The sequence below is a fragment of the Streptomyces atratus genome, from assembly GCF_014648655.1.
GTDB classification, from domain to species: domain Bacteria; phylum Actinomycetota; class Actinomycetes; order Streptomycetales; family Streptomycetaceae; genus Streptomyces; species Streptomyces atratus.
Map to the genome: position 1 here is coordinate 56,701 of NZ_BMRN01000023.1, position 20,550 is coordinate 77,250.

General features: G+C 70.1%; 19 protein-coding genes and 1 pseudogene. 12 read left to right on the forward strand and 8 right to left on the reverse strand.

Annotated elements, in window-relative coordinates; translation table 11 throughout:
• Positions 1-189: 189 nt before the first annotated feature.
• Together IEZ15_RS28535 and IEZ15_RS28540 are read left to right on the forward strand one after the other, a co-directional pair.
• Entirely contained in the window at positions 190-366 is a 177-nt protein-coding gene (locus IEZ15_RS28535) for a hypothetical protein (protein WP_189279976.1), read from the forward strand.
• A 310-nt stretch (positions 367-676) separates the two neighbouring features.
• Positions 677-832 carry a hypothetical protein gene (locus IEZ15_RS28540; RefSeq protein WP_189279977.1) on the forward strand — a complete coding sequence of 52 codons (156 nt, stop codon included), beginning with the start codon at positions 677-679 and terminating at the stop codon, positions 830-832.
• Here the strand turns inward: IEZ15_RS28540 and IEZ15_RS28545 are convergent.
• The 6 genes from IEZ15_RS28545 to IEZ15_RS28570 form a co-directional block, all read right to left on the reverse strand.
• Entirely contained in the window at positions 810-2,246 is a 1,437-nt protein-coding gene (locus tag IEZ15_RS28545; protein ID WP_189279978.1) for a lipase maturation factor family protein, read from the reverse strand. The two genes, IEZ15_RS28540 and IEZ15_RS28545, sit on opposite strands and share 23 nt — an antisense overlap.
• A 37-nt stretch (positions 2,247-2,283) precedes the next feature.
• Complete coding sequence (locus tag IEZ15_RS28550) at positions 2,284-2,808, reverse strand: DUF1990 domain-containing protein (protein ID WP_189279979.1); 525 nt, start codon at positions 2,806-2,808, stop codon at positions 2,284-2,286.
• Positions 2,805-3,659, reverse strand: a complete 855-nt coding sequence (locus IEZ15_RS28555; protein WP_189279980.1) for a YndJ family protein — start codon at positions 3,657-3,659, stop codon at positions 2,805-2,807. Before IEZ15_RS28555 ends, IEZ15_RS28550 begins: the two co-directional genes overlap by 4 nt.
• Positions 3,660-3,953: 294 nt before the next feature.
• Complete coding sequence (locus tag IEZ15_RS28560; RefSeq protein WP_189279981.1) at positions 3,954-5,018, reverse strand: FecCD family ABC transporter permease; 1,065 nt, start codon at positions 5,016-5,018, stop codon at positions 3,954-3,956.
• Positions 5,015-6,052 (reverse strand): FecCD family ABC transporter permease, encoded by a 1,038-nt coding sequence (locus IEZ15_RS28565; RefSeq protein WP_189279982.1) that lies wholly within the window; start codon positions 6,050-6,052, stop codon positions 5,015-5,017. Before IEZ15_RS28565 ends, IEZ15_RS28560 begins: the two co-directional genes overlap by 4 nt.
• Positions 6,053-6,069: 17 nt before the next feature.
• Entirely contained in the window at positions 6,070-7,119 is a 1,050-nt protein-coding gene (locus tag IEZ15_RS28570) for an iron-siderophore ABC transporter substrate-binding protein (protein WP_114247993.1), read from the reverse strand.
• Positions 7,120-7,381: 262 nt separating this feature from the next.
• Between IEZ15_RS28570 and IEZ15_RS28575 the strand changes: the two are divergent.
• Positions 7,382-7,972, forward strand: a pseudogene (locus IEZ15_RS28575) (glycoside hydrolase family 18 protein); the annotation flags it as partial.
• Positions 7,973-8,112: 140 nt separating this feature from the next.
• On the opposite strand, the gene IEZ15_RS28580 reads toward IEZ15_RS28575, so the two are convergent.
• A complete protein-coding gene (locus IEZ15_RS28580; RefSeq protein ID WP_189279983.1) occupies positions 8,113-9,480 on the reverse strand; it encodes an FAD-dependent oxidoreductase in 1,368 nt (455 codons plus the stop codon).
• A 257-nt stretch (positions 9,481-9,737) separates the two neighbouring features.
• On the opposite strand from IEZ15_RS28580, the gene IEZ15_RS28585 reads away from it, so the two are divergent.
• The 9 genes from IEZ15_RS28585 (at position 9,738) to IEZ15_RS28625 (ending at position 19,890) form a co-directional block, all read left to right on the forward strand.
• A complete protein-coding gene (locus IEZ15_RS28585) occupies positions 9,738-11,804 on the forward strand; it encodes a SpoIIE family protein phosphatase (RefSeq protein ID WP_189279984.1) in 2,067 nt (688 codons plus the stop codon).
• Positions 11,805-11,925: 121 nt separating this feature from the next.
• Positions 11,926-13,317: a wax ester/triacylglycerol synthase family O-acyltransferase gene (locus IEZ15_RS28590; protein ID WP_189279985.1), complete on the forward strand. Its 1,392-nt coding sequence runs from the start codon at positions 11,926-11,928 to the stop codon at positions 13,315-13,317.
• A gap of 145 nt (positions 13,318-13,462) precedes the next feature.
• Positions 13,463-14,470 carry an aldo/keto reductase gene (locus IEZ15_RS28595; RefSeq protein WP_189280015.1) on the forward strand — a complete coding sequence of 336 codons (1,008 nt, stop codon included), beginning with the start codon at positions 13,463-13,465 and terminating at the stop codon, positions 14,468-14,470.
• Between the two features lies 1 nt (position 14,471).
• On the forward strand, positions 14,472-14,783 hold the full coding sequence (locus IEZ15_RS28600; RefSeq protein WP_189279986.1) for an L-rhamnose mutarotase: 312 nt from the start codon (positions 14,472-14,474) through the stop codon (positions 14,781-14,783).
• 1 nt (position 14,784) lies between these two features.
• A complete protein-coding gene (locus tag IEZ15_RS28605) occupies positions 14,785-15,639 on the forward strand; it encodes an amidohydrolase family protein (protein ID WP_114247998.1) in 855 nt (284 codons plus the stop codon).
• A 173-nt stretch (positions 15,640-15,812) separates the two neighbouring features.
• A complete protein-coding gene (locus IEZ15_RS28610; RefSeq protein WP_189279987.1) occupies positions 15,813-16,565 on the forward strand; it encodes a LytR/AlgR family response regulator transcription factor in 753 nt (250 codons plus the stop codon).
• 64 nt (positions 16,566-16,629) lie between these two features.
• Entirely contained in the window at positions 16,630-16,992 is a 363-nt protein-coding gene (locus IEZ15_RS28615) for a hypothetical protein (RefSeq protein ID WP_189279988.1), read from the forward strand.
• A complete protein-coding gene (locus IEZ15_RS28620; protein WP_189279989.1) occupies positions 16,989-18,452 on the forward strand; it encodes a sodium/solute symporter in 1,464 nt (487 codons plus the stop codon). The genes IEZ15_RS28615 and IEZ15_RS28620 overlap by 4 nt, the downstream gene beginning before the upstream one ends.
• A 217-nt stretch (positions 18,453-18,669) precedes the next feature.
• Positions 18,670-19,890, forward strand: coding sequence for a sensor histidine kinase (locus IEZ15_RS28625; protein ID WP_189279990.1), 1,221 nt, complete (start codon positions 18,670-18,672; stop codon positions 19,888-19,890).
• Between the two features lie 19 nt (positions 19,891-19,909).
• Here IEZ15_RS28625 and IEZ15_RS28630 read toward each other — a convergent pair whose 3' ends face one another.
• Positions 19,910-20,428: a hypothetical protein gene (locus IEZ15_RS28630; RefSeq protein ID WP_114248003.1), complete on the reverse strand. Its 519-nt coding sequence runs from the start codon at positions 20,426-20,428 to the stop codon at positions 19,910-19,912.
• Positions 20,429-20,550: the final 122 nt, after the last annotated feature.

A 20,550-nucleotide genomic window follows, 5' to 3' on the forward strand; every position in this document is an offset into this window, starting at 1 on the left:
CGAGGAGTCCACAAAACCTCCTCGACCGTCCTGGGACAGGCTTGTCAACCAAGTCGCCGTCCCGCCCCGTACCCGGCGCCACCGCGACCGAACTGTTCTTGCCCCTGCCCCTCGCGGGTGGTCGACCCCCGGATATGAGGCCGCGGCGTCGGCGACGCCCCGGGGTTACGCGACACGAAGGAGTGCGCGGTGACGACACCAGAACTGGCGAAGCGCGAGAAGCGACCGGCCGAACGGCACGGAGAACGGACCCGCAAGACCGAGAAGCTCCGGAACATCGAGGTCTGGGCCAGGTCGGCGCCGATCCGGCTGGCCGGCTACGAGGACGACCTCGCCGAGCCACACATCCTGCCCAGCGTCGACTGACCGCTTCACACCTTCACAACCCGAGCTCCGGCCCGCACCCCGCGAGGGGTGGGCTGGAGCTCGGCTGTTCGGGCGTCCCCCGGTCAGAAGGCCGCATCGGCCGCCGCTGCCCCGGCGAACGACAGCCCGATCCCCCAGCGACGCTGAGCAGCAGATGGCGGGCCGATGTGACGGCGGGCCGATGTGAGGGACAGCAGTTCGTACGAGAACGCCGACCAGGTCGACCACGCGCCGCAGAAGCCAGTGGCGAGCAGAAGCTGGAGCCTGGGCCCTGGCGCATCAGGGCGCGAACCTCACCGTCGAGGCCCCCGTGCCGATCCGCAGCGGTGACCGGGTCACCCTGCTCGGTCACGACCGGCCGCTCAGCCGGCGCGCCACGGACGGCTCGCTGGCGATCGACGCACCGGCGGCGGCCCGCAGGACCGGGAAGCACGCCCGGGTGTTCAAGATCGCCTGGTCGGGCTGACCCAGGCGGGAGCGAGCGATACGGGGGGCATGAAGTCCCGCACATAGGTGCGGTGCCACCACCGTCCGGTGGCCCGCAGTTCGCGCCAGGTCGTGTACCGGTAGTGGTACAGCCTGGCGCGGACATGTGTGGGCGGGGTCTCGGGGAACGGGTTGTGGCGCAGCAGCCGGAGCGTGTCCCGGTCGTTCTCCAGCAGCCGCTCCACGAACTGGCCGAACCAGGGGCCCGCGTACGCGGGGGAGAGGGCCGCGAACCACATCAGCCAGTCGAGCCGCAGATGGTACGGGGCGAACTGGCGGGGCAGCCGGTGCGGATCGCCCGGCTTGCCGCGGAAGCCGTACTCCTGCCAGACGGTGCCGTCGTGGAGTTCCTGCTCGTCGGTGCCCTCGACCACCACCTCCAGCCGGACCCGGCTGATGCTGCCGAACGCGCCGTAGGTATTGACCAGATGCAGTGGGTCGAACGAGCGGTTCATCACCTGGCGGCGGGAGATCAGATTGCGCGCCGGGCGGTAGCTGAGGAACACGACCAGCGCGGTGACCGCGATGACGACGATCTCGTACCAGAGCGGCGGCGCGGACTGTGCGGGCGGCGCGGTGAACAGGGACCAGTCGACGGCGGACAGGGCGAGAGTGATCGTCACCCAGTTCAGCCAGGCGAAGTTCCCCGAGACGACCAGCCACAGCTGGGTGACGATCATCAGTCCCGCGGCCGCGCTCGCCACCGGCTGCGGAGTGAAGAGGAGCACCGGCACCAGGAGTTGAGTGACATGGTTGGCCGCCACCTCGGCCCGGTGGACGGGCCTGGGCAGCCGGTGGAAGAACCAGCTCAGCGGTCCCGGCATCGGCTGGGTCTCGTGGTGGAAGTACAGACACGTCAGCTTGCGCCAGCATTCGTCGCCGCGGATCTTGATCAGCCCGGCGCCGAACTCCACCCGGAACAGCACCCAGCGCAGCAGCCACAGCACCAGCACGGGCGGCGCCGTGTCCGCGTTGCCGAGAAAGACGGCGAGGAAGCCGGTCTCCAGCAGCAGGGACTCCCAGCCGAAGCCGTACCACGTCTGGCCTACCTGGACGATCGACAGATAGAGCGCCCACGGCAGTGCCCAGAGCGCCATCGCCGCCCAGAGCGGAACATAGGCGTCCACGCCCGCGATCAGCGCGACGGCGAGCGCGCAGCCGGTCCAGCAGACGAGGGCGAAGAAGCGGTCGGAGTAGTGGAGCCGGAAGAGGCCGGGCGTGCTGCGCCAGTCCGTACGCCGCAGGAAATCCGGTACGGGCAGCATGCCGCGTTCGCCGATCAGCGCCCGGAACTGGAGCGCGGCGGTGAGAAAGGCGACCAGATAGATGCCGGCCAGAGCCCGCTGGAAGATCAGCCGGCTGAGCCAGTACCCGTCTGCGGTGAACCACTCCATTGTCTCCAGTATCGGTCCGGTGACGCGGCTCGGCCCTTCAGACCCGCGCTCCCCGGTCTTCGGTGACGATCCGGCGCAGCGTGGTGCCGAGCCGACGGGCGTACCACCGCTGGATCACCGGTACGACGGGCCCCGCGAGCCGGGCGTGCCAGGCGGCAGGGCGGCTGAACGCCATGACGGTGAACCACACCGCCCCGTCGTCCGCCAGCTCCACCACGAATGACTCCTCGCCGCACTCGGGGTGCCGGACCAGCGTCCCGTACGCGAACCCGATGCGGTTCTTCTCGTACGCGGTCCAGACGACGCGGCAGGGTGCGGTGAACCGGAACGGGCCGATGCCCAGCGACACCCGAACCGAGACCCCTGCCTCGGCGCGGGCCGCCGACGCGCGGACCCCGGCACCGCTGGTTCGATGCATGCGCCATTCGGTGACCGCCGCGCCCGCTGTCTCGAAGTCGGCCCGGCCGCGTCCGACCCGGGTCCGGTGGTGGAGGTGGTTGTAGCCGTCGGGGAGCGGGCCGAGGCGAGTGGCTCCGACCTCGGGGTAGGTGAAGGTGCTCATGAGGTCCTGCCTTCGTGATCGGTGTGATTCCGGAGCCTGCGCCAGGCAAGCACGGAGCAGAGCGCGAAGCCGAGTGCGTTGCCGAGACCGTGGGTGGCGGCCATCCACGTCAGCGTGGGGTGAGGGAGCCCGGTGGCCTCGCCCAGTGCCCAGCTCAGCGCGAGCACCATGGTGACCACGAGCACGGCGGACGAGGTGGCGAGCAGCAGCCGGGTGATGCGGTCCCGTTGCCCGCCGCGGATCGATCGCCAGGTGAGCAGGGCGACGGTCCACATGCCCGCTGTCAGAACGACTGCCCCGGCCAGCTCGGCCCGGTCCCCGATGAAATAGCCGATCAGTACGAGCAGGGTGCCCAGCGGCACGCTCAGCGCAGCGAACCTTCCTGCGGCGCTGTCGGCGATCCGGCAGACGAGTCCCGAGACCAGTGCGGCGGCGAATCCGGCGAAGTGGAAGTGCGGCACGGTCAGTGCCAGGATGCCGAGCCCGAAGCCGAAGAGTGTGTGCCCCGAGCGTTCGGCGACCAGTGCGACGGCGGCGATCGCAGGGGTGACCAGGGCGGTGAGCAGGGCGATCTCCGTGGGTGCCACGGCGGACGCTCTGGACGCTGCGAGGTTACGGAGCAGCCGCGGCGGGGCGTGCAGGGCGAGGAGCACGGCGCCGAGCGCGTAACAGGCCGCCAGGACGGCGGCGGGCCCGCCTCGCGGCAGCCAGAGTGCGACGGCGCCCGGCACGGCGAAGAGCGGCCACAGACGGCGCATCCGGTCCAGCTCGGGCGCACCGGTCAGCCGCAGCCCCATCGGAACCACCACCAGCATGCCCAGCATCACGATCAGACCGACCAGTACGGACATGACCACCCCCCGACTTGAACGTGTTCAAGTGTGCTCGGTGATGACTCTACGGCCTCTCTTGAACGCGTTCAAGAGAGGCCGTGAGGTGGGGGATGGGAGGCCGGGTCCGGTCACGGTGGCAGCATGCCCGGTACGGAGATCATTCCCGGACGCGACGTCGGCCTCGTCATGATCGGCTGTGGGCGGGTGGTCTGGATCCGGCGGCCGCAGAGGACGACGAACGGGCCGTTTGCGAGGGCGTGTCCGTGGCGCCGTACACCTGTTTCAGCGGCGAGTGACAGCCCCCGAAGGGTCTCACAGCACTCCCCGGCGCCACTCCCGTGCCAGCAGCCAGCCGAGGTACACACCCCCGATGGCCATCGTGTAGATGCCCACGGGCAGGTTCTCGAACAGCGGCAGTTGCTGGGCACAGAGATCCGCGATCACCAGCAGCAGCGCGCCGGTCAGCGCCGACAGCAACAGGTGCGGGCCGGAGACCCGGGTGATCCGCTTGGCGATCTGCGGAGCCGTCAGCGAGATGAACGCGATGGGCCCGGCGACACCGACGGCGCCCGCCGAGAGCACGATCGCCAGCACGATGGCGATCGTCTTCGTGTTGCGGGGCTCGGACCCGAGTGCGCCCGCGATGTCGTCGCCCATCTCCCCGATGTCCAGCCGCCGTGCGATCAGGGCGGTGAGCGGGGCCACGATCAGCAGCACGAGCCAGATCGTGGTGGCGTCGTCCCAGGACCGCGCCGACAGGCTGCCGTTGACGTAGGCGGTGAGGACGGCCGCCCGGTCCCGCTCCATGGCGTAGACGACGTACTGGGTGACCGCCGTGCCGATCGCGGCGACACCGATACCGGCGATGACGAGCCGTGCGGGGTTACGGAACCCGGTGCCGGTCGACACGTAGACCAGCACCATGGCGAGGACGGCACCGAGCAGTGCGCCGAGGGCCACCGGCACGGTGTCCGGGAACATCAGCGCGGTGATCGCGGCGCCCGCGCCGGCGCCGGACGCCAGCCCGATCACATCCGGGCTGCCGAGCGGATTGCGGGTGACTGACTGGAACAGTGCCCCGGAAAGACCGAGCGCTGCGCCGGTGCCCATGGCGACCACCAGACGGGGGCCGCGCAGGCGTTCCAGGACGAAAGCGTGACTGCCCTCGGCCCCGCCCGTCACCGCCCCGGTGAGATCGGCGAGCGGAATGCCCAGCCGCCCGAGCGACAGCGTGGCGACGGCGGCCACCACGAGCAGCAAGAACAGCACGAGTGCCGTCAGCACGGACACTCGCCGGAACGGCAACGCCACCGCCCTGCCGATCGTCAGAAACATCCTGGGCGAGACGGTACGGAATCCGGCCTGATGCGACGTCATGCGTTGCCCCTCATCCTGCGCACGGCAATGAGCAGTGCGGGCGCTCCGATGAACGCTGTCACGACCCCGACCATCAGTTCCTGCGGGCGCATGACCACCCGCCCCACGACATCCGCGAGGAGCAGCAGCGCGGGACCGGCCAGTGCAGAGAAAAGGATCTGCACACGGAAGTCGACACCGACCAGGGCCCGCACCACATGCGGAACGGCCAGGCCGACGAAGGCGATCGGGCCGACCGCCGCAGTTGCCGCGGCGCTCAACAGCGTGGCCGAGAGCAGCCCGCCCGCCCGGACCAGGGCCGGATTCGCCCCGAGGGACGCCGCGGTCGAGTCACCGAGTGCGAGCGTGTTGAGGCCGGGCCCCAGCACCGCGGCCATCACCAGTCCGACCACGGCGAACGGCAGAACCGACAGGAAGACGTCGAAGTCCCTGCCGCCGAGCGCGCCGACGACCCAGTACCGGTAGCTGTCGAACACCTGCGGCCGGCTCAGGGTGACTGCCTGGATGAACGCCATCAGCACGGCGGAGAGCACCGCACCGGCGAGCACGAGCCGCACCAGTCCGCTGCCCGAACCCGCTGATCCGATCGCATGGACGAGCAGACCGGCGATCAGCGCACCGGGGAGCGCCCACCACATGGTGTCCGTACTGCCCGACGCCCCCAGGAAGGCCGTCGCGGCGACGATGCTCGCCGAGGCGCCCGCGTTGATCCCGAGGAGACCGGGATCGGCCAGTGGATTACGGGTCACGCCCTGCATGAGTGTGCCCGCGACGGCCAGACAGAGACCGGCGAGTACACCGAGCGCGGTCCTCGGATAGCGGCTCTCGACGATGGTGGTGACATTCGGATCGGCGGTACCGGCCAGGACGTGCAGCACATCACTGAACGAAGTGGTCCGGCTGCCGAACATGACGCTGGCGAGCACGGCGAGAACGAGGACGACGACTGCGATGACGAGGGAATACACCCGCCGAGCGGTGCCGGCCCGTGAGGCTCCGGCACCGCTCGGCGGTGCGTGCGTGGTGGTGGCCATGTGGGTGGTGGTCGGTCTCAGCTGTTGTCGGCGGACTTGATGGCCTTGTCGATCAGCGGCAGGTAGCGGTCGATCACCCACGGCACGGTGAGCGGGTTGATGATCGAGGAGGCCGTGACGAAGGAGTTGTCCTTGCTGGAGACCACGGCGCCGCTCTTGACCGCGGGGATCGCCGCGTACAGCGGCTGAGCCTCGATCTCCTTGCGGGACTTGTCATCCATGTAGAAGGTGAAGACCAGGTCGCTGTCCTTCAGCTTCTCGGCGTTCTCCAGACCGATGAGCGCCGAGTCGGTGCCCTTGGTCTCCTTGAAGGTGTTCACCACCGGGTCGACGGTGAGGCCGAGGGAGGACACCATCTTGACGCGCTGCTCGTTGGGCTTGAACACGCCGAGGGTGCCGGGGCCGGTGTTGTAGATGTACGAGAACTTGTAGTTCTTGTAGTCCGGCCGGGTCGCCGCCGCGTCGGACAGCTGCTTCTCGATCTTCGAGACGAGGGTCTTCGCCTGGTCCGGCTGTCCCAGTGCCTTGGCGATGATGTCGATCTGCTGGTCCCAGTCCGTGCTCCACGCCAGATCGGGGTAGGCGACGGTGGGGGCGATGTCCTTGAGGATGTCGTAGTCCTTCTGCGTGATCCCGGACCACGGCGCGAGGATGACATCCGGCTCCAGCTCGGTGATGGCCTCGAAGTCGATGTCCTCACCGCCCGTGAACTGGGTCGGCAGCTTGTCGCCGGACTTCTTCACCGCCTCGTGGATCCAGGGCAGATAGCCCGTCTTGTCGCTGCCCCACTCGTACTTCTCCATGCCCACCGGGGTGTGGCCGAGCGCGATGGCGGTCTCGGCCGAGCCCTGGCCGAGGGTGACGATCCGTTCGGGCTGTTCCTTGATCTCGGCAGTGCCGAGCGCGCTCTTGATCGAGACGGGGAACGCTCCGTTGCTCTTCCCGGATGCGCCGGAGGTCTCCTTGCCGTCGTCGCTCGACGAGCAACCACCGAGGACGAGAACGAACGCTGCGGCGGTGGCAGTTGCGGCGAGCGTCCGGCGACGCACGGGGGTGAACCGGGACATGGATGTTCCTCATGGGTTGGTGAACGGAGCGGTTTGATCCCGCGCGGACTGCGAGGATTTAGGTAAGCCTAAGCTAAGCCGACTTCCGCCTACAACCGACCTCCGGTTATCGGCATCCGCCTTTGGTTCGGACCCATTGGTGAAAGGTCTGGATCAACCTGCGTTGGGCGCATCGTGGCTCGCGGTGCTTCGAGGTGAACGATTGTCAGGATATTTGTCAGGGGCATGGCAATGAAATTTCCCGAGAAGGGAACTGAACCTGATCGGTCGGACATCGCGTCTGCCGGGGCTCGGCCTCGCGGCAGCCTGTGTCGTGCAGATGCTCGTCGGCGCAACACCGGGCGTCGCGCAGAAGGGCACGTGCGGGGTCAGGGCGAAGCCCTCGGGCAAGGTGCTCCGGGGGCACTGGGAGAACTGGGACGGCGCTCCAACGGTGCGTCCAACGGTGCGCATCCGCCACTCGGTTGGATTCCGGTCACCGACAGCCGCATCACGGGCCACGGCCGTGAAGGTCCCGACGCCGGCGGAGATGTGCGAGGCGAAGGGCGCCGGACTGACCACCCTGATGTCCATCGGGGGTGCGACCGCCGGTATCGGCCTCGGCTCCAGCGCCGTCGCCGACCGGTTCGTCGATACGGTCGTGCCGATCCTGAAGGAATGCAACTTCGACGGCGTCGACATCGAGACCGGTCTGACCGGCAGCGGCGACATCAATCAGTTGTCGACCTCGCAGGTCGACCTCATCCGCATCATCGACGGGCGCCTGCCTGCCCATTGTGAAGAAGTACGCGGACAATGCCGCCTGTGGTGGCTGAACATGCAGTACCGCAACGGCAGCATGTACGGGTGCGCGCTCACTGCCCGGGAACGGTGGACGTTCGGGGACAATGTCCGGGCGCTGCAGGGCCGTTGAGTGAAATCGCGGGCCGGGCAGCTCCGCCGAGGTGGACGGAGCTGCCCTTCCGGCCGCACGTTCAGGAACGGTCCGTATCGTCAGGAGCGGGGCTCGGAGGCGTCCAGCATGGCGTCGCGCTCCACGACCTTGATCCTCTCGCGTCCCTGCTCCGCACCCAGGGCCTGCTCGTGCGCGTCCAGGCGGTACCAGCCCTCGCGGGTGGTGTAGCGGACGCCGCGCTCCTCCAGGAAGGCGGTGACGGCCTCCGGCTCGGGCTGTGCCGGGGTGGCCAGTCGGCCGGTGGCGTGGTCGTCCAGAAGGCAGGCGACCGTCTCGTTGGCATCGCCCTTGGTGTGGCCGATCAGACCGATCGGGCCGCGCTTGATCCACCCCGTGACGTACACCGACGGCATGGGCGCCTCGCCGTCGACGACACGCCCCGCGGCGTGCGGGACGGTGCCGGAGGCCACGTCGAACGGGAGCTTCGGGAGCTCCTGCGAGTAGTAGCCGACCGCGCGGTAGACGCTCTGTACGTCCCAGTCGGTGAAGCGTCCGGTGCCCTTGACGTTCCCGGTGCCGTCCAACTCTGTCCGCTCGGTGCGCAGGCCGACGACCCGGCCGTCCTCGCCGAGGATCTCGGCCGGGGACTCGAAGAAGTGCAGGAACAGCTTGTGCGGCCGGTCGCCCACGTCGCGGATGGCCCAGTTCTCCAGCGTGGAGGCGACCATGTTGGCCTGCTTGTTGCCGCGCCGGGTCTCGATCGAGCCCGCGTCGTACTCGATGTCCTCGGGGTTGACGATGACCTCGATGTTCGGTGAGTGGTCCAGCTCCCGCAGCTCCATCGGGCTGAACTTGGCCTGCGCGGGACCGCGACGCCCGAAGACATGTACTTCCAGGGCCTTGTTGGCCTTGAGCCCCTCGTAGACGTTCGCGGGTATCTCCGTCGGCAGCAGTTCGTCCGCCGTCTTGGCGAGCATGCGTGCCACGTCCAGCGCCACATTGCCCACCCCGAGCACGGCGACCTTCTCCGCATCGAGGGGCCAGGTGCGGGCTACATCGGGGTGTCCGTCGTACCAGGAGACGAAGTCGGCCGCGCCGTGCGAACCGTCCAGGGAGCCGCCGGGGATGTCGAGCGCGCGGTCCGCGTCGGCGCCGGTGGAGAAGATCACCGCGTCGTAGAAGGACCGCAGATCGTCCAGGTCGATGTCGGCGGGGTAGTCGACGTTGCCGAACAGCCGCAACTGCGGCTTGTCGAGCACCTGGTGCAGTGCCTGGACGATGCCCTTGATCCGCGGGTGGTCAGGGGCCACTCCGTAGCGGATCAGGCCGAAGGGGGCGGGCATCCGCTCGAACAGGTCGATCGAAACACCCGGGTCCTGGGCGGCCTCGGATTTCAGCAGCGCGTCCGCTGCGTAGATTCCGGCGGGGCCGGCTCCGACTATGGCGACGCGGACGGGGCGGGTCATGGAGTGCAGGTCCTTAGAACGGGCTGACGCGGGCAGTGCGGCGCAGGGTAGAAGTAAGGATGGGCTTACCGTGCTCCACGGGACACGGTATCCGCTGCTGACCTGCGGCCTCTGGGCGGGCGGCCCTCCGGGCGATCCGGGGCCCTGCAGTCCGGTGCCGGTGGGGGTGGGGAGGCGCTCCGACGGTGCGACACCGGATTCCCCACCGGTGCGGGGTTCGCTCGAAGAATCGGACAAATGGTGGCAGAGTGACCCGCATGGATGATCGGGTAGCGGGTGCCCTGTCACTCCCGGACGACTGGCCCGCCCACCCGGATCTCAGTCTCGCCCTGAACCGTATGGGCAGCTTCGACTGGGACCTCGACAGTGGCCTCATGCACATGGACCGGCCCGCACTCGATGTGTTCGACCTGCGGGCCGAGGAATACGACGACCGGCCGGAGTCGCTCGCACCGCGGGTGCCGCCGGACGAGGGTGTCCGGCTCGACGCGATGGTCGCGCAGGCCCTCAAGGGCGGGCAGAGAAATTACGGCGCGTATTTCAGGATCCTGAGGCGTGACGGCACTCTGCGCTGGACCCATACCCAGGGCTTCATCCAGCGCGACGGGACCGGCCGCCCCCGTCGCATCATCGGCATCGTCCGCGACGCCACCCAGGAGCTGGCCGACTCCACCGCCCGCCGCGAACTGGACATGGAGCGGCAGCGCCGCACCAGCCTGGTGGAGGGCACCACGGCCGCGCTGGCCCACGCCCGGACGGTCCGGGACGTCATCGACGTGCTGAAGAACTCGCAGGGTCTGGCGCATCTCGGTGCGACCAGTCTGGTCGTGGGCCTGATCGAGGCGGGGCGCATCCATCTGGTGGCGGACGGCCCGGAGGGCTCCTTCGTACCCGGTACCCGTTACACCCGGACGGACGAGCAATACCCGATGAGCGAAGTGGTGACCACGCTCTCGCCCCGCTTCATCGAGTCCGCCACGGATTTCGCCACCTCGTACCCGATTCTGTGGCCCCACATCAGCCATCTCGGCATCACGTCCGCCGCCTATCTGCCGCTGATCGCCCAGGCCCGGCCCATCGGCGCACTCGGACTGCTCTACAGCGAGAAGGACGGCTTCACCGGCGACGAACGCAACCTGCTCGTCGCGCTCGGCAGCTCCATCGCCCAGAGTCTGCAGCGGGCCATGCTGTACGAGCAGGAGCACGATCTCGCCGAGGGCCTCCAGCAGGCCATGCTGCCGCGCCGGATCCCGGACGTGCCGGGCGCGCAGGTAGCCGTGCGGTACCGGTCGGCCCGGCTGGGCCGGGACATCGGGGGCGACTGGTACGACGTCATCCCGCTGCCCGGCGGCCGGGTCGGGGTCGTCATCGGGGACGTACAGGGTCATGACACGCATGCCGCGGCTGTCATGGGGCAGCTGCGCATCGTGCTGCGCGCCTACGCGGCGGAGGGGCACAGCCCCGCCACTGTGATGGCCCGGGCTTCCGTGTTCCTCCATGAACTGGACACCGACCGCTTCGCGACCTGCTCCTACGCCGAGGCCGACCTGACGACGGGAGTCGTGCAGCTGGTCCGGGCCGGCCATGTCGATCCGCTGGTGCGCGACACCGACGGCAGCTGCCGCAGGCTGCCCGTGGAGGGCGGGCTGCCGCTGGGGCTGTCGGCCGAGTTCGGGCGGCTCGAATACCCGGTCAGCACGGTCGAGCTGGACCCCGGTCAGACGCTGGTGCTGTTCACCGACGGACTGGTGGAACTGCCCGGAGCCGACCTCGACGAGGGCATGCAGCTGCTGACGTCCATGGTGCGTAACGGTCCGCAGGACCTCCAGCGGCTGGCCGACCGGCTCTGCGAGGAGGTCGACGAGCGTGGCGGCGAGGACGACGTGGCGGTCCTGCTGCTGCGCCGACAGGCCGCTCACGCACCCCGGCCGGGCGGCCGGCTCCAGCAGCATGTCGCGCAGGGCGACCCGGAGGCGCTGAGCTCCGCGCGGCACATGATCCGTGCGGCGGTGCGGGCCTGGGGCGCCAGGACGCGGGCCGACGAGGTCGAGCTGGCCGCCGACGAGCTGATCACCAACGCGCTGATGCACACCGACGGCGGGGCGATCGTCACGATCCGGGTGCTCACCGGGCCGGAGCGGCGGCTGCGGGTCGACGTCGAGGACCGTTCCAGCGCGCTGCCCCGGCGCCGGGACGCGGGGCAGGCCGGGGTGTCCGGTCGAGGGCTGATGCTGGTGGACCGGCTGGCGGACCTGTGGGGTGTGGAGTCGCGGGGCTGCGGCAAGAGCGTGTGGTGCGAATTCGTCATTCCGGAACGCGAATGACGGCGATGTTGAGTACTACCCGACAGTAACAGAACGTAATATGTATGTGCTTGACCGTAACCGACCGCGAACGATTGACTGCGAATCCGTCAGTCTTTGTCTCCGATGACATGAGGACCCGTTGGGCACTGAGCTACTGGCACCTCTCGATCTGGCCTTCTGGCACCTCGAATCCGATGCCCACCCCATGCACCTCGGCGCGCTCGCCGTCTTCGCGCCTCCGTCCGATCCGGCGCAGGGCGCCGGCCCGGAGACCGTGCTGGAGCTGCTGGGCACCCGCGCCGCAGCGATTCCCCGGCTGCGGATGCGGGTCAGGGACGTACTGCTGCCGGTCGGCGGTGCGGCCTGGTTCGTGGACAAGGACTTCGATGTGCACCGGCACATCGAGCGGGTACAACTGACCGAGGCCGAGTCGCGGGGCGAGGACGGCGGATTCATGGCGGGCGCCACCCGGCTCGCCGGTGAACTGATGGAGCGGCCGCTCGAACGGGGTCTGCCGCCCTGGCAGATGTATGTGATCGGCGGCGCCGAGGGCGGCCCCTTCGCCGTGCTCGTCAAGCTCCACCATGCGCTCGCCGACGGAATGCGAGCGGTCGCCATCGGAGCCGGGATCTTCGACGAGATCGCCTCCGTCGCCGGACGTGCCCGCGGCGGCATGCCCGCCCGCCGGGCGCGAGCGGTTCCGCCCCGCTCCTGGATGCCGGGTCCGCGCCAGGTCGCCGGCCTCGCGCTGGGCCGGATCGAGGATCTCGGGCGGGCATTCGGGGTCGGTGCCTCCATGGTGCGGGCCAGTCGCCTCGATCTGCGTGGCGCGCCCGCACTCACCGCGAGCTCCAGCGGCACCCGGCGGCTGGTTACCGCGGACCTGGACCTCGACGCCGTCCAGCGGATCCGGCGGGCCGCCGGAGGCACGACCAACGATGTCCTGCTCGCAGTCGTCGCCGGGGCGTTGCGCCGCTGGATGCTGGAACGCGGCGAACCGCTGCCCGCCGAGGACCCGCGCGCCCTGGTGCCGGTGTCCCGCCGCAGACCGGGCCAGGCCGCCGCGAGCGGGAACAAGCTCTCCGCCTATCTGCTCGGGCTCCCCGTCTCCGAGCCCGACCCGTGGAAGCGGCTCCGTGCCGTCCGCACGGCCATGGACCGCAACAAGGCTGCGGGGCCCTTCCGCGGCGCCGGTGCGGTGGCCGTACTCGCCGATCAACTGCCCTCGCTGGCCCATCGCTTCGGCGCACCGATCGCCGGGAACGCGGCCAGGATGCTCTTCGACGTCCTGGTCACCAGCGTGCCCCTGCCGCGTTCGGCGCTCTCGCTCGGCGGCTGCCCGCTGCGCGCCGTCTACCCCATGGCGCCGCTGGCCCGCGGCCAGTCCCTGGCCATCGCCCTGTCCACATACGGCGGCCGGGTGCAGGTCGGGCTGGTGGCCGACGGCAAGGCGTTGCCCGATCTGGAGCGGCTGGCGGGCTGCGCCGACGACGAGGTGGCGCAGCTGCTCGCACTGCTGCCCGCTCGGTGAACGGCCTGCGCCCTGATCGGCCATAGATCGGACAAATTTCTGGGAATGTGCCGCGGTTCATGGCGTCTGAGGTGTTGACGTGCCCAAGTGATCCGATGAATATTCCTGTGTGCAGGAAGCGATCATCGGGGAGGGCGGCGGAAGCATGCGGCGCAACAGGGTGGGAAGCAGCGCGGTCGAGATCACCGAGCTGTCCTTCGGAGCGGCTGCCATCGGCAATCTCTTCACCGCCGTCGACCCCGCGCAGGCGGCGGCCGCCGTCGACGCCGCATGGGACGAGGGCGTCCGCTACTTCGACACCGCGCCGCACTACGGACTCGGCCTCTCCGAACGACGGCTCGGCGAGGCCCTGCGCACCAGACCCCGCGACTCGTATGTGCTGTCCACCAAGGTGGGACGGGTGCTCGACCCGCTGCCCGCCGACACCGGTACGGCCTGCGAGAACATGTCCGACGGTCTCTCCGACGGTCTCTCCGAGGGATTCGCCGTACGGGCCACGCACCGCCGCCGCTGGGACTTCAGTGCCGAAGGCGTGCGCCGCAGCATCGAGGACAGCCTGGAACGGCTCGGCCTCGACCGCCTGGACATCGCATATCTGCACGACCCGGACGACCACGCGCAGGCCGCGTTCGACGAGGCCTACCCCGAACTGGAGAAGCTGCGCGCGCAGGGCGTCATCGGCGCGATCGGCGCAGGCATGAACCAGACCGCGATGCTCACCCGCTTCGTGCGTGACACCGATGTCGACGTCGTGCTCTGCGCGGGCCGATACACCCTCCTCGACCAGTCCGCCCTGACCGAACTGCTGCCCGAGGCGGCCGCCCGCGGCCGCAGCGTCGTCGTCGGCGGGGTCTTCAACTCCGGGCTGCTCGCCGACCCGCGCCCCGGCGCCACATACGACTACACGGCCGCCCCCCTGGCCCTCCTGGACCGGGCGCTGCGCATCAAGGCCGTCACCGAGGGCCACGGCGTCCCGCTGCGGGCCGCGGCCCTCCACTACCCGCTCGCGCACCCGGCCGTCGCCGGAGTGCTCGTCGGCACCCGCTCCCCGGACGAGGTGCGCGACGCCGCCGCCCTGCTGCGCCGCGAGATCCCGGACGCCCTCTGGGAAGACCTGCGCGCCGAGGGCCTGCTGACCGAGGACGGACACTGACATGAGAATCGCCCTGCACACCAAGGTCCGCGCCGACCGCATCGAGGAGTACGAGGCCGCGCACCGTGAAGTCCCCGCGGAGCTGACCACCGCGATCCGCGCAGCAGGCGCCACGTCCTGGACGATCTGGCGCAGCGGCACCGATCTCTTCCACGTCATCGACTGCGAGGACTACGCCGCACTCCTCGCCGAACTGGAGAAACTCCCGGTCAACGTCGCCTGGCAGGCCAGGATGGACGAGCTCCTCGACGTCGCGCACGACTATTCGGCGGACGGCGCCGAAGCCGGTCTCCCGGTCGCCTGGGAGCTGTGACATGACCGGTCAGCAACGGATCGTCGACGCCCACCACCATGTGTGGGATCTGTCGGTGCGCGACCAGGAATGGATCAGCGGCGACGAACTCGCCCCGCTCCGGCGTACGTTCACCCTCGCCGACCTGGAGCCCGAGGCGCGCGCCGTCGGAGTGTGCGCCACCGTTCTCGTCCAGACCGTCACCGTCCCCGAGGAGACGCCCGAGTTCCTGGCCCTCGCCCACGACAACGACCTCGTCGCGGGCGTCGTCGGCTGGTGCGACCTCACGGCTCCGGACGTCGCCGACACCCTTGCCGCGCTGTGTGAACTCCCCGGCGGCGACCGGCTCGTCGGTATCCGCCACCAGGTCCAGGGCGAATCCGACCCCGAGTGGCTGCTGCGTCCCGACGTCCGGCGCGGACTGCGTGCCGTCGCCGACGCAGGACTCGTCTACGACCTCGTCGTCCAGGCCCACCAACTGCCCGCCACCGTCGAGGCCGCAGCCCTGCTGCCCGGGCTGACCTTCGTACTCGACCACGCCGGCAAGCCGCCCGTCGCCACCGGTGAACTGCACCCCTGGGCCGACGACCTTTGGGCCCTGGCCGCCCGCCCCAACACCGTGTGCAAACTCTCCGGCCTGGTCACCGAGGCCGATGTGCACTCCTGGACCGTGAGCGACCTGCGCCCGTACGCCGACACCGTCCTGGACGCCTTCGGCCCCGGCCGGGTGATGTTCGGCTCGGACTGGCCGGTGTGCCGGCTCGCGGCGACGTACGAGGAGGTCGTCGAAGCGGTACACACCCTGACCGACGCCCTCACCGAGGACGAGCGGGCTCGCGTCCTCGCCACCACGGCCGAGCGCGTGTACGGCCTCTGACAGGCATCCGGCCGACGGCTTCGGCAGTCGGAAGGCATCGGCGGCGCCGAGTACACCCAGCGCATGGGCGCCGACATCACGATGAGGTTCCAGGGTGCGCATGCTGTCCGGTACGGATGGAAGCGGTGAATCACCCAGCGCGGAACCCCCGTGTACGCCCTAAACTCCGCCCCATGCTGCGCGTACTCGCCGTCGACGACGAAGAACCCGCCCTGGAGGAACTCCTCTACCTCCTGCGCGCCGATCCCCGCATCCGCAGCGCCGAGGGCGCCACCGGAGCCACCGAGGCGCTGCGCCGCATCGGCGGCGCCGTCGACGCGGGCCCCGACGACCCGTCCGCCATCGACGTCGTCTTCCTCGACATCCACATGGCGGGCCTCACCGGTCTCGACGTCGCCCAGCTGCTGGCCGGATTCGCCGCGCCGCCGCTCATCGTCTTCGTCACCGCTCACGAAGGCTTCGCCGTCCACGCCTTCGACCTGAAAGCCGTCGACTACGTCCTCAAGCCGGTCCGCCGCGAACGCCTCGCCGAAGCGGTACGGCGCGTGGCCGAACAGGTCGGCGACCGCTCCGCACCCGTACTCGACACCGCGAACGACCAGATACCGGTGGAGCTCGGCGGAGTGACCCGGTTCATCCCGGTCGACGACATCGCCTACGCCGAGGCCCAGGGCGACTACGCCCGGCTGTACACCGACAACGGCAGCCACCTCGTCCGCGTCCCCCTCACGACTCTGGAGGAACGCTGGCGTTCGCGCGGCTTCGTACGCATCCACCGCCGCCACCTCGTCGCGCTGGGGCGGATCGCTGAACTCCACCTCGACGCGGGCAGCATGAGCGTGCGCATCGGCACCGCGGAGCTCGCCGTGAGCCGTCGCCACGCCCGCGCGCTGCGCGATCTGCTGATGCGCCGGACCGGCCGCTGACCAGGCCCTGCCCGGACTCGAACCCCTTCCCACGACCGTCCGGTGCTGCGTACACTCCGGGCCCATGTCCGCAGAGTCAACGCCCCGGCGTGAAGTGGTGACGGGGGTGCCCCGGCGGGTGCGCCCGCTGCCGCGCTACCGCACCCAGTCGGAGATCGACGAGCAGACCGCACTCGGCGGGGCCTACGTCCGTTCGCTGATGCGCAGCCAACTGCGGGCCGGACTCACCGCGTTCACCGTCCTCGCCGTGGTCGTCGGCACACTGCCGCTGGTCTTCGAAGCTCTGCACAGCGCCGCGCTCGTCTGGGCGGTCCTCGGGTTCGCCGCCTATCCACCACTGACCCTGGCCGCCTGGTGGTACGTGCGACGGGCCGAGCGCAACGAACGCGACTTCGCCCGGCTGGTGGAAGGCCGCCCCGCACAGTGAGCCGTACGTACGCGGTGGCGGCCGTCGCGGCCGTCGTCGTCGCGACCGTCCTCGTCGGCGGTTTCGGACTGCGCATCTCCCGCACCACCTCCGACTTCTACGTCGCCTCACGCACCGTACGGCCCCGGCTCAACGCCGCAGCGATCAGCGGCGAATACCTCTCCGCCGCCTCCTTCCTCGGCATCGCCGGCCTGGTGCTCGTGCACGGCCCGGACATGCTCTGGTACCCGGTCGGATACACCGCGGGCTATCTGGTGCTGCTGGTGTTCGTCGCCGCACCGCTGCGCCGCTCGGGGGCGTACACCCTGCCCGACTTCGCCGAGGGGCGGCTGGAATCGCGGCAGGTGCGCAGGCTGGTGAGCGTCTTCGTCGTCGCGGCGGGCTGGCTCTATCTCGTACCACAGCTCCAGGGCGCGGGGCTGACGCTCAAGATCCTGACCGGGGCGCCCGGCTGGCTCGGCGATGTGCTCGTGGCCTCCGTCGTCGTCATCGCCGTCGCCGCGGGTGGCATGCGGTCCATCACTTTCGTACAGGTCTTCCAGTACTGGCTGAAGCTGACCGCACTCCTCGTCCCCGCGATCTTCCTGGTGCTCGCCTGGCAGAGCGACGGGCAGCCCCGCGTCCACTTCGACGAGCAGCTCTCCGTGTTCCGCGCCGACCATCCGCTGTACGCCACCTACGGGCTGATCGTCGCGACGTTCCTCGGCACCATGGGCCTCCCGCACGTCGTCGTCCGCTTCTACACCAGCCCCAACGGCCGCGACGCCCGGCGTACCACGGTCGCTGTCCTCGCCCTCATCGGCCTGTTCTATCTGCTGCCGCCGGTCTACGGCGCACTGGGCAGGCTGTACGCCCCCGAGCTGATCCACGGCGGGGACGCGGACGCCGCCGTGCTGCTGCTGCCCGAACGCGTCATCGGCGGGCTCGGCGGTGACCTGCTCGGCGCGCTCATCGCGGGCGGCGCCTTCGCCGCGTTCCTGTCGACCGCCTCCGGCCTCACGATGGCCGTCGCCGGAGTCATCACCCAGGACGTGCTCCCGTCGCGCGGGGTACGGCACTTCCGGCTGGCCACCGTCCTCGCCATGTGCGTACCGCTGGCCGGTTCGCTGATGGTGAGCCGGGTGCCGGTGGCCGACTCGGTGGGGATGGCGTTCGCCGTCTCCGCGTCCTCCTTCTGCCCGCTGCTGGTCCTCGGCATCTGGTGGCGGCGGCTCACCCCGCCCGGCGCGATCGCCGGTCTGCTGCTCGGCGGCGGCTCCGCGTTCCTGTCCGTCGCCATCACCGTCAGCGGCGCCGTACGCCCGCCCGGCTGGCCGCACGCCCTGCTCGCCTGGCCCGCCGTCTGGTCGGTGCCGGTCGGCTTCCTCGCCATGGTCCTGGTGTCCCTCGCCACGCCCGGCCGCATACCTCCCGGTACGAACGCCGCCATGAGCCGCTTCCACCTGCCGGAAGCGCTGTGAGGGCCCGGCAGCGTGCTTCGCGGCGTCGCGGGGCCGGGGCACGTACCTCGCGGCGTTGTCGTCGATCACCAACGCTCCTTCCCCAAGCTCTCAGCTGCGTTCGAGCAGGGGAGACCCCGTCTGCCTCAATCCTCCGCCTCGCGATGCACGTACCCCAGCCCCGCTCCTTCACCCGCGCTGCCCACCGCCGGGCCCTCCTGGCCTCGGGGAGACACCGATGACCGGGGCCGGATACGCCGTACTCGTCCTTCTGCTGCTCGGCGCGGGCTTCCTGCTCGGCCGCCGCACCGCCCGCCCGGTCCGTACCAGCGACGTCGGAACCCCCGTCGAGCACGCCACCTTCGAGACCCTGCACACCGCCTCGCTCGCCGCGCCCCCACTGCGCGCCGGACTCACCGAGGAGAGCGCCCGCAAATCCGCCCGCAGGCTCCGCTCCCTGCTCGGCACCGACGCCCTCTGCCTCACCGACCGCGACCGGGTGCTCGTCTGGGACGGCGCGGGCGAACACCACGGCCGGCACGTGATGGACCAGGTGCGAGACCTCCTCGCCAGCGGCCGGGACACCGCCTTCCACAGCGACTGCGACGACCTCGACTGCCCGTTGCGCTGGGCCGTCGCCGTGCCGCTCACCGTCGACCACCGGGTCCTCGGTGCCCTCATCGCCTACGCCCCGCGCGAATCCGCGGTGCTGGCGAGAGCGGCCGGAGAGGTGGCCCGCTGGGTCTGCGTACAGCTGGAACTCGCCGAGCTCGATCGCTCCCGCACCCAGCTCATCGAGGCCGAGATCAGGGCGCTGCGGGCCCAGATCTCCCCGCACTTCATCTTCAACTCACTGGCCGCCATCGCCTCGTTCGTCCGCACCGACCCCGAGCAGGCCCGTGAACTCCTTCTGGAATTCGCCGATTTCACCCGCTACTCATTCCGCAGCCACGGCGACTTCACCACCCTCGCCGACGAACTCCACTCCATCGACCAGTACCTGGCACTGGTACGGGCCCGCTTCGGAGAACGGCTCGCGGTCACCCTCCAGGTCGCCCCCGAAGTACTGCCCGTCGCCCTGCCTTTCCTCTGCCTCCAGCCCCTGGTCGAGAACGCCGTCAAACACGGCCTCGAAGGAGCCGTCACCCTTCCCCGGGCTCCCGGCTCCGTTCGAGCAGGGGAGACCCCGACCCGCATCACCATCCGCGCACTCGACGCCGGTTCGGAGGCCGAGGTCGTCATCGAGGACGACGGCACCGGCATGGATCCGGAACGCCTGCGCCGCATCCTGCGCGGCGAGGGCGGCAAGTCGACCGGAATCGGGCTGCTCAACGTCGACGAGCGGCTGCGCCAGGTGTACGGGGACGACTACGGACTCGTCATCGAGACGGGCATCGGCGCCGGGATGAAGGTCACGGTACGGCTGCCGAAGTACCGTGCGGGGGTGCACGGTTCCTGACCACCCGGTGGGGCGGCGATCAGTGCAGATGGATTGCCAGATGCCCCAGCGGCAGCCCCAGCTGCCAGGCCGGCGTCCACACCTGGGCCGCCTCCTCCGCATCCGCCCCGTCGCTCATCGGTTCCCAGGGCGGCGGACCGATCGTATCGAGGTCGGCCGCGAGCAGTTCGGTCTCCTCCAGCCACCGCCAGGCCGCGCGGGCCAGCGCCAGATCCGGATCCGCGTCACCGGGCGCGAGCACCGGGGCCGCCTCAAGTGCGTCGAGCCGCTCACAGACCCAGCCGCGCCAGGCCGCCCCGTACGCCGTCAACAGCCGCAGCTCGTCCATCCGGGCCGCGGGCAGGGCATCGGGCACCCCACCGTCGGACAGGAAGACAGTGAGCGCGAGGGCGTCCCGTCCCGCGCGGTACTCCAGGGTGGACGGCTCCATCAGATCGCCGGTCCGCAGCAGCTCGTCGGCGATGTACTCGGCGTACATCCAGGCCATCGGGACCAGCAGCCCGCCACCACTGGTTCCATCCTGACGTTCCGGGCGCATCCCGTCTCGCCTCTTTCTCTTCTCGGCACCGGGCTTCACGGAGCATTGAACCGGGGGAGCGCGCCCTACGTGGCCAGAAAGACAGGATCCGTCATGACCGGATCCGTCCACGACACGAGGAT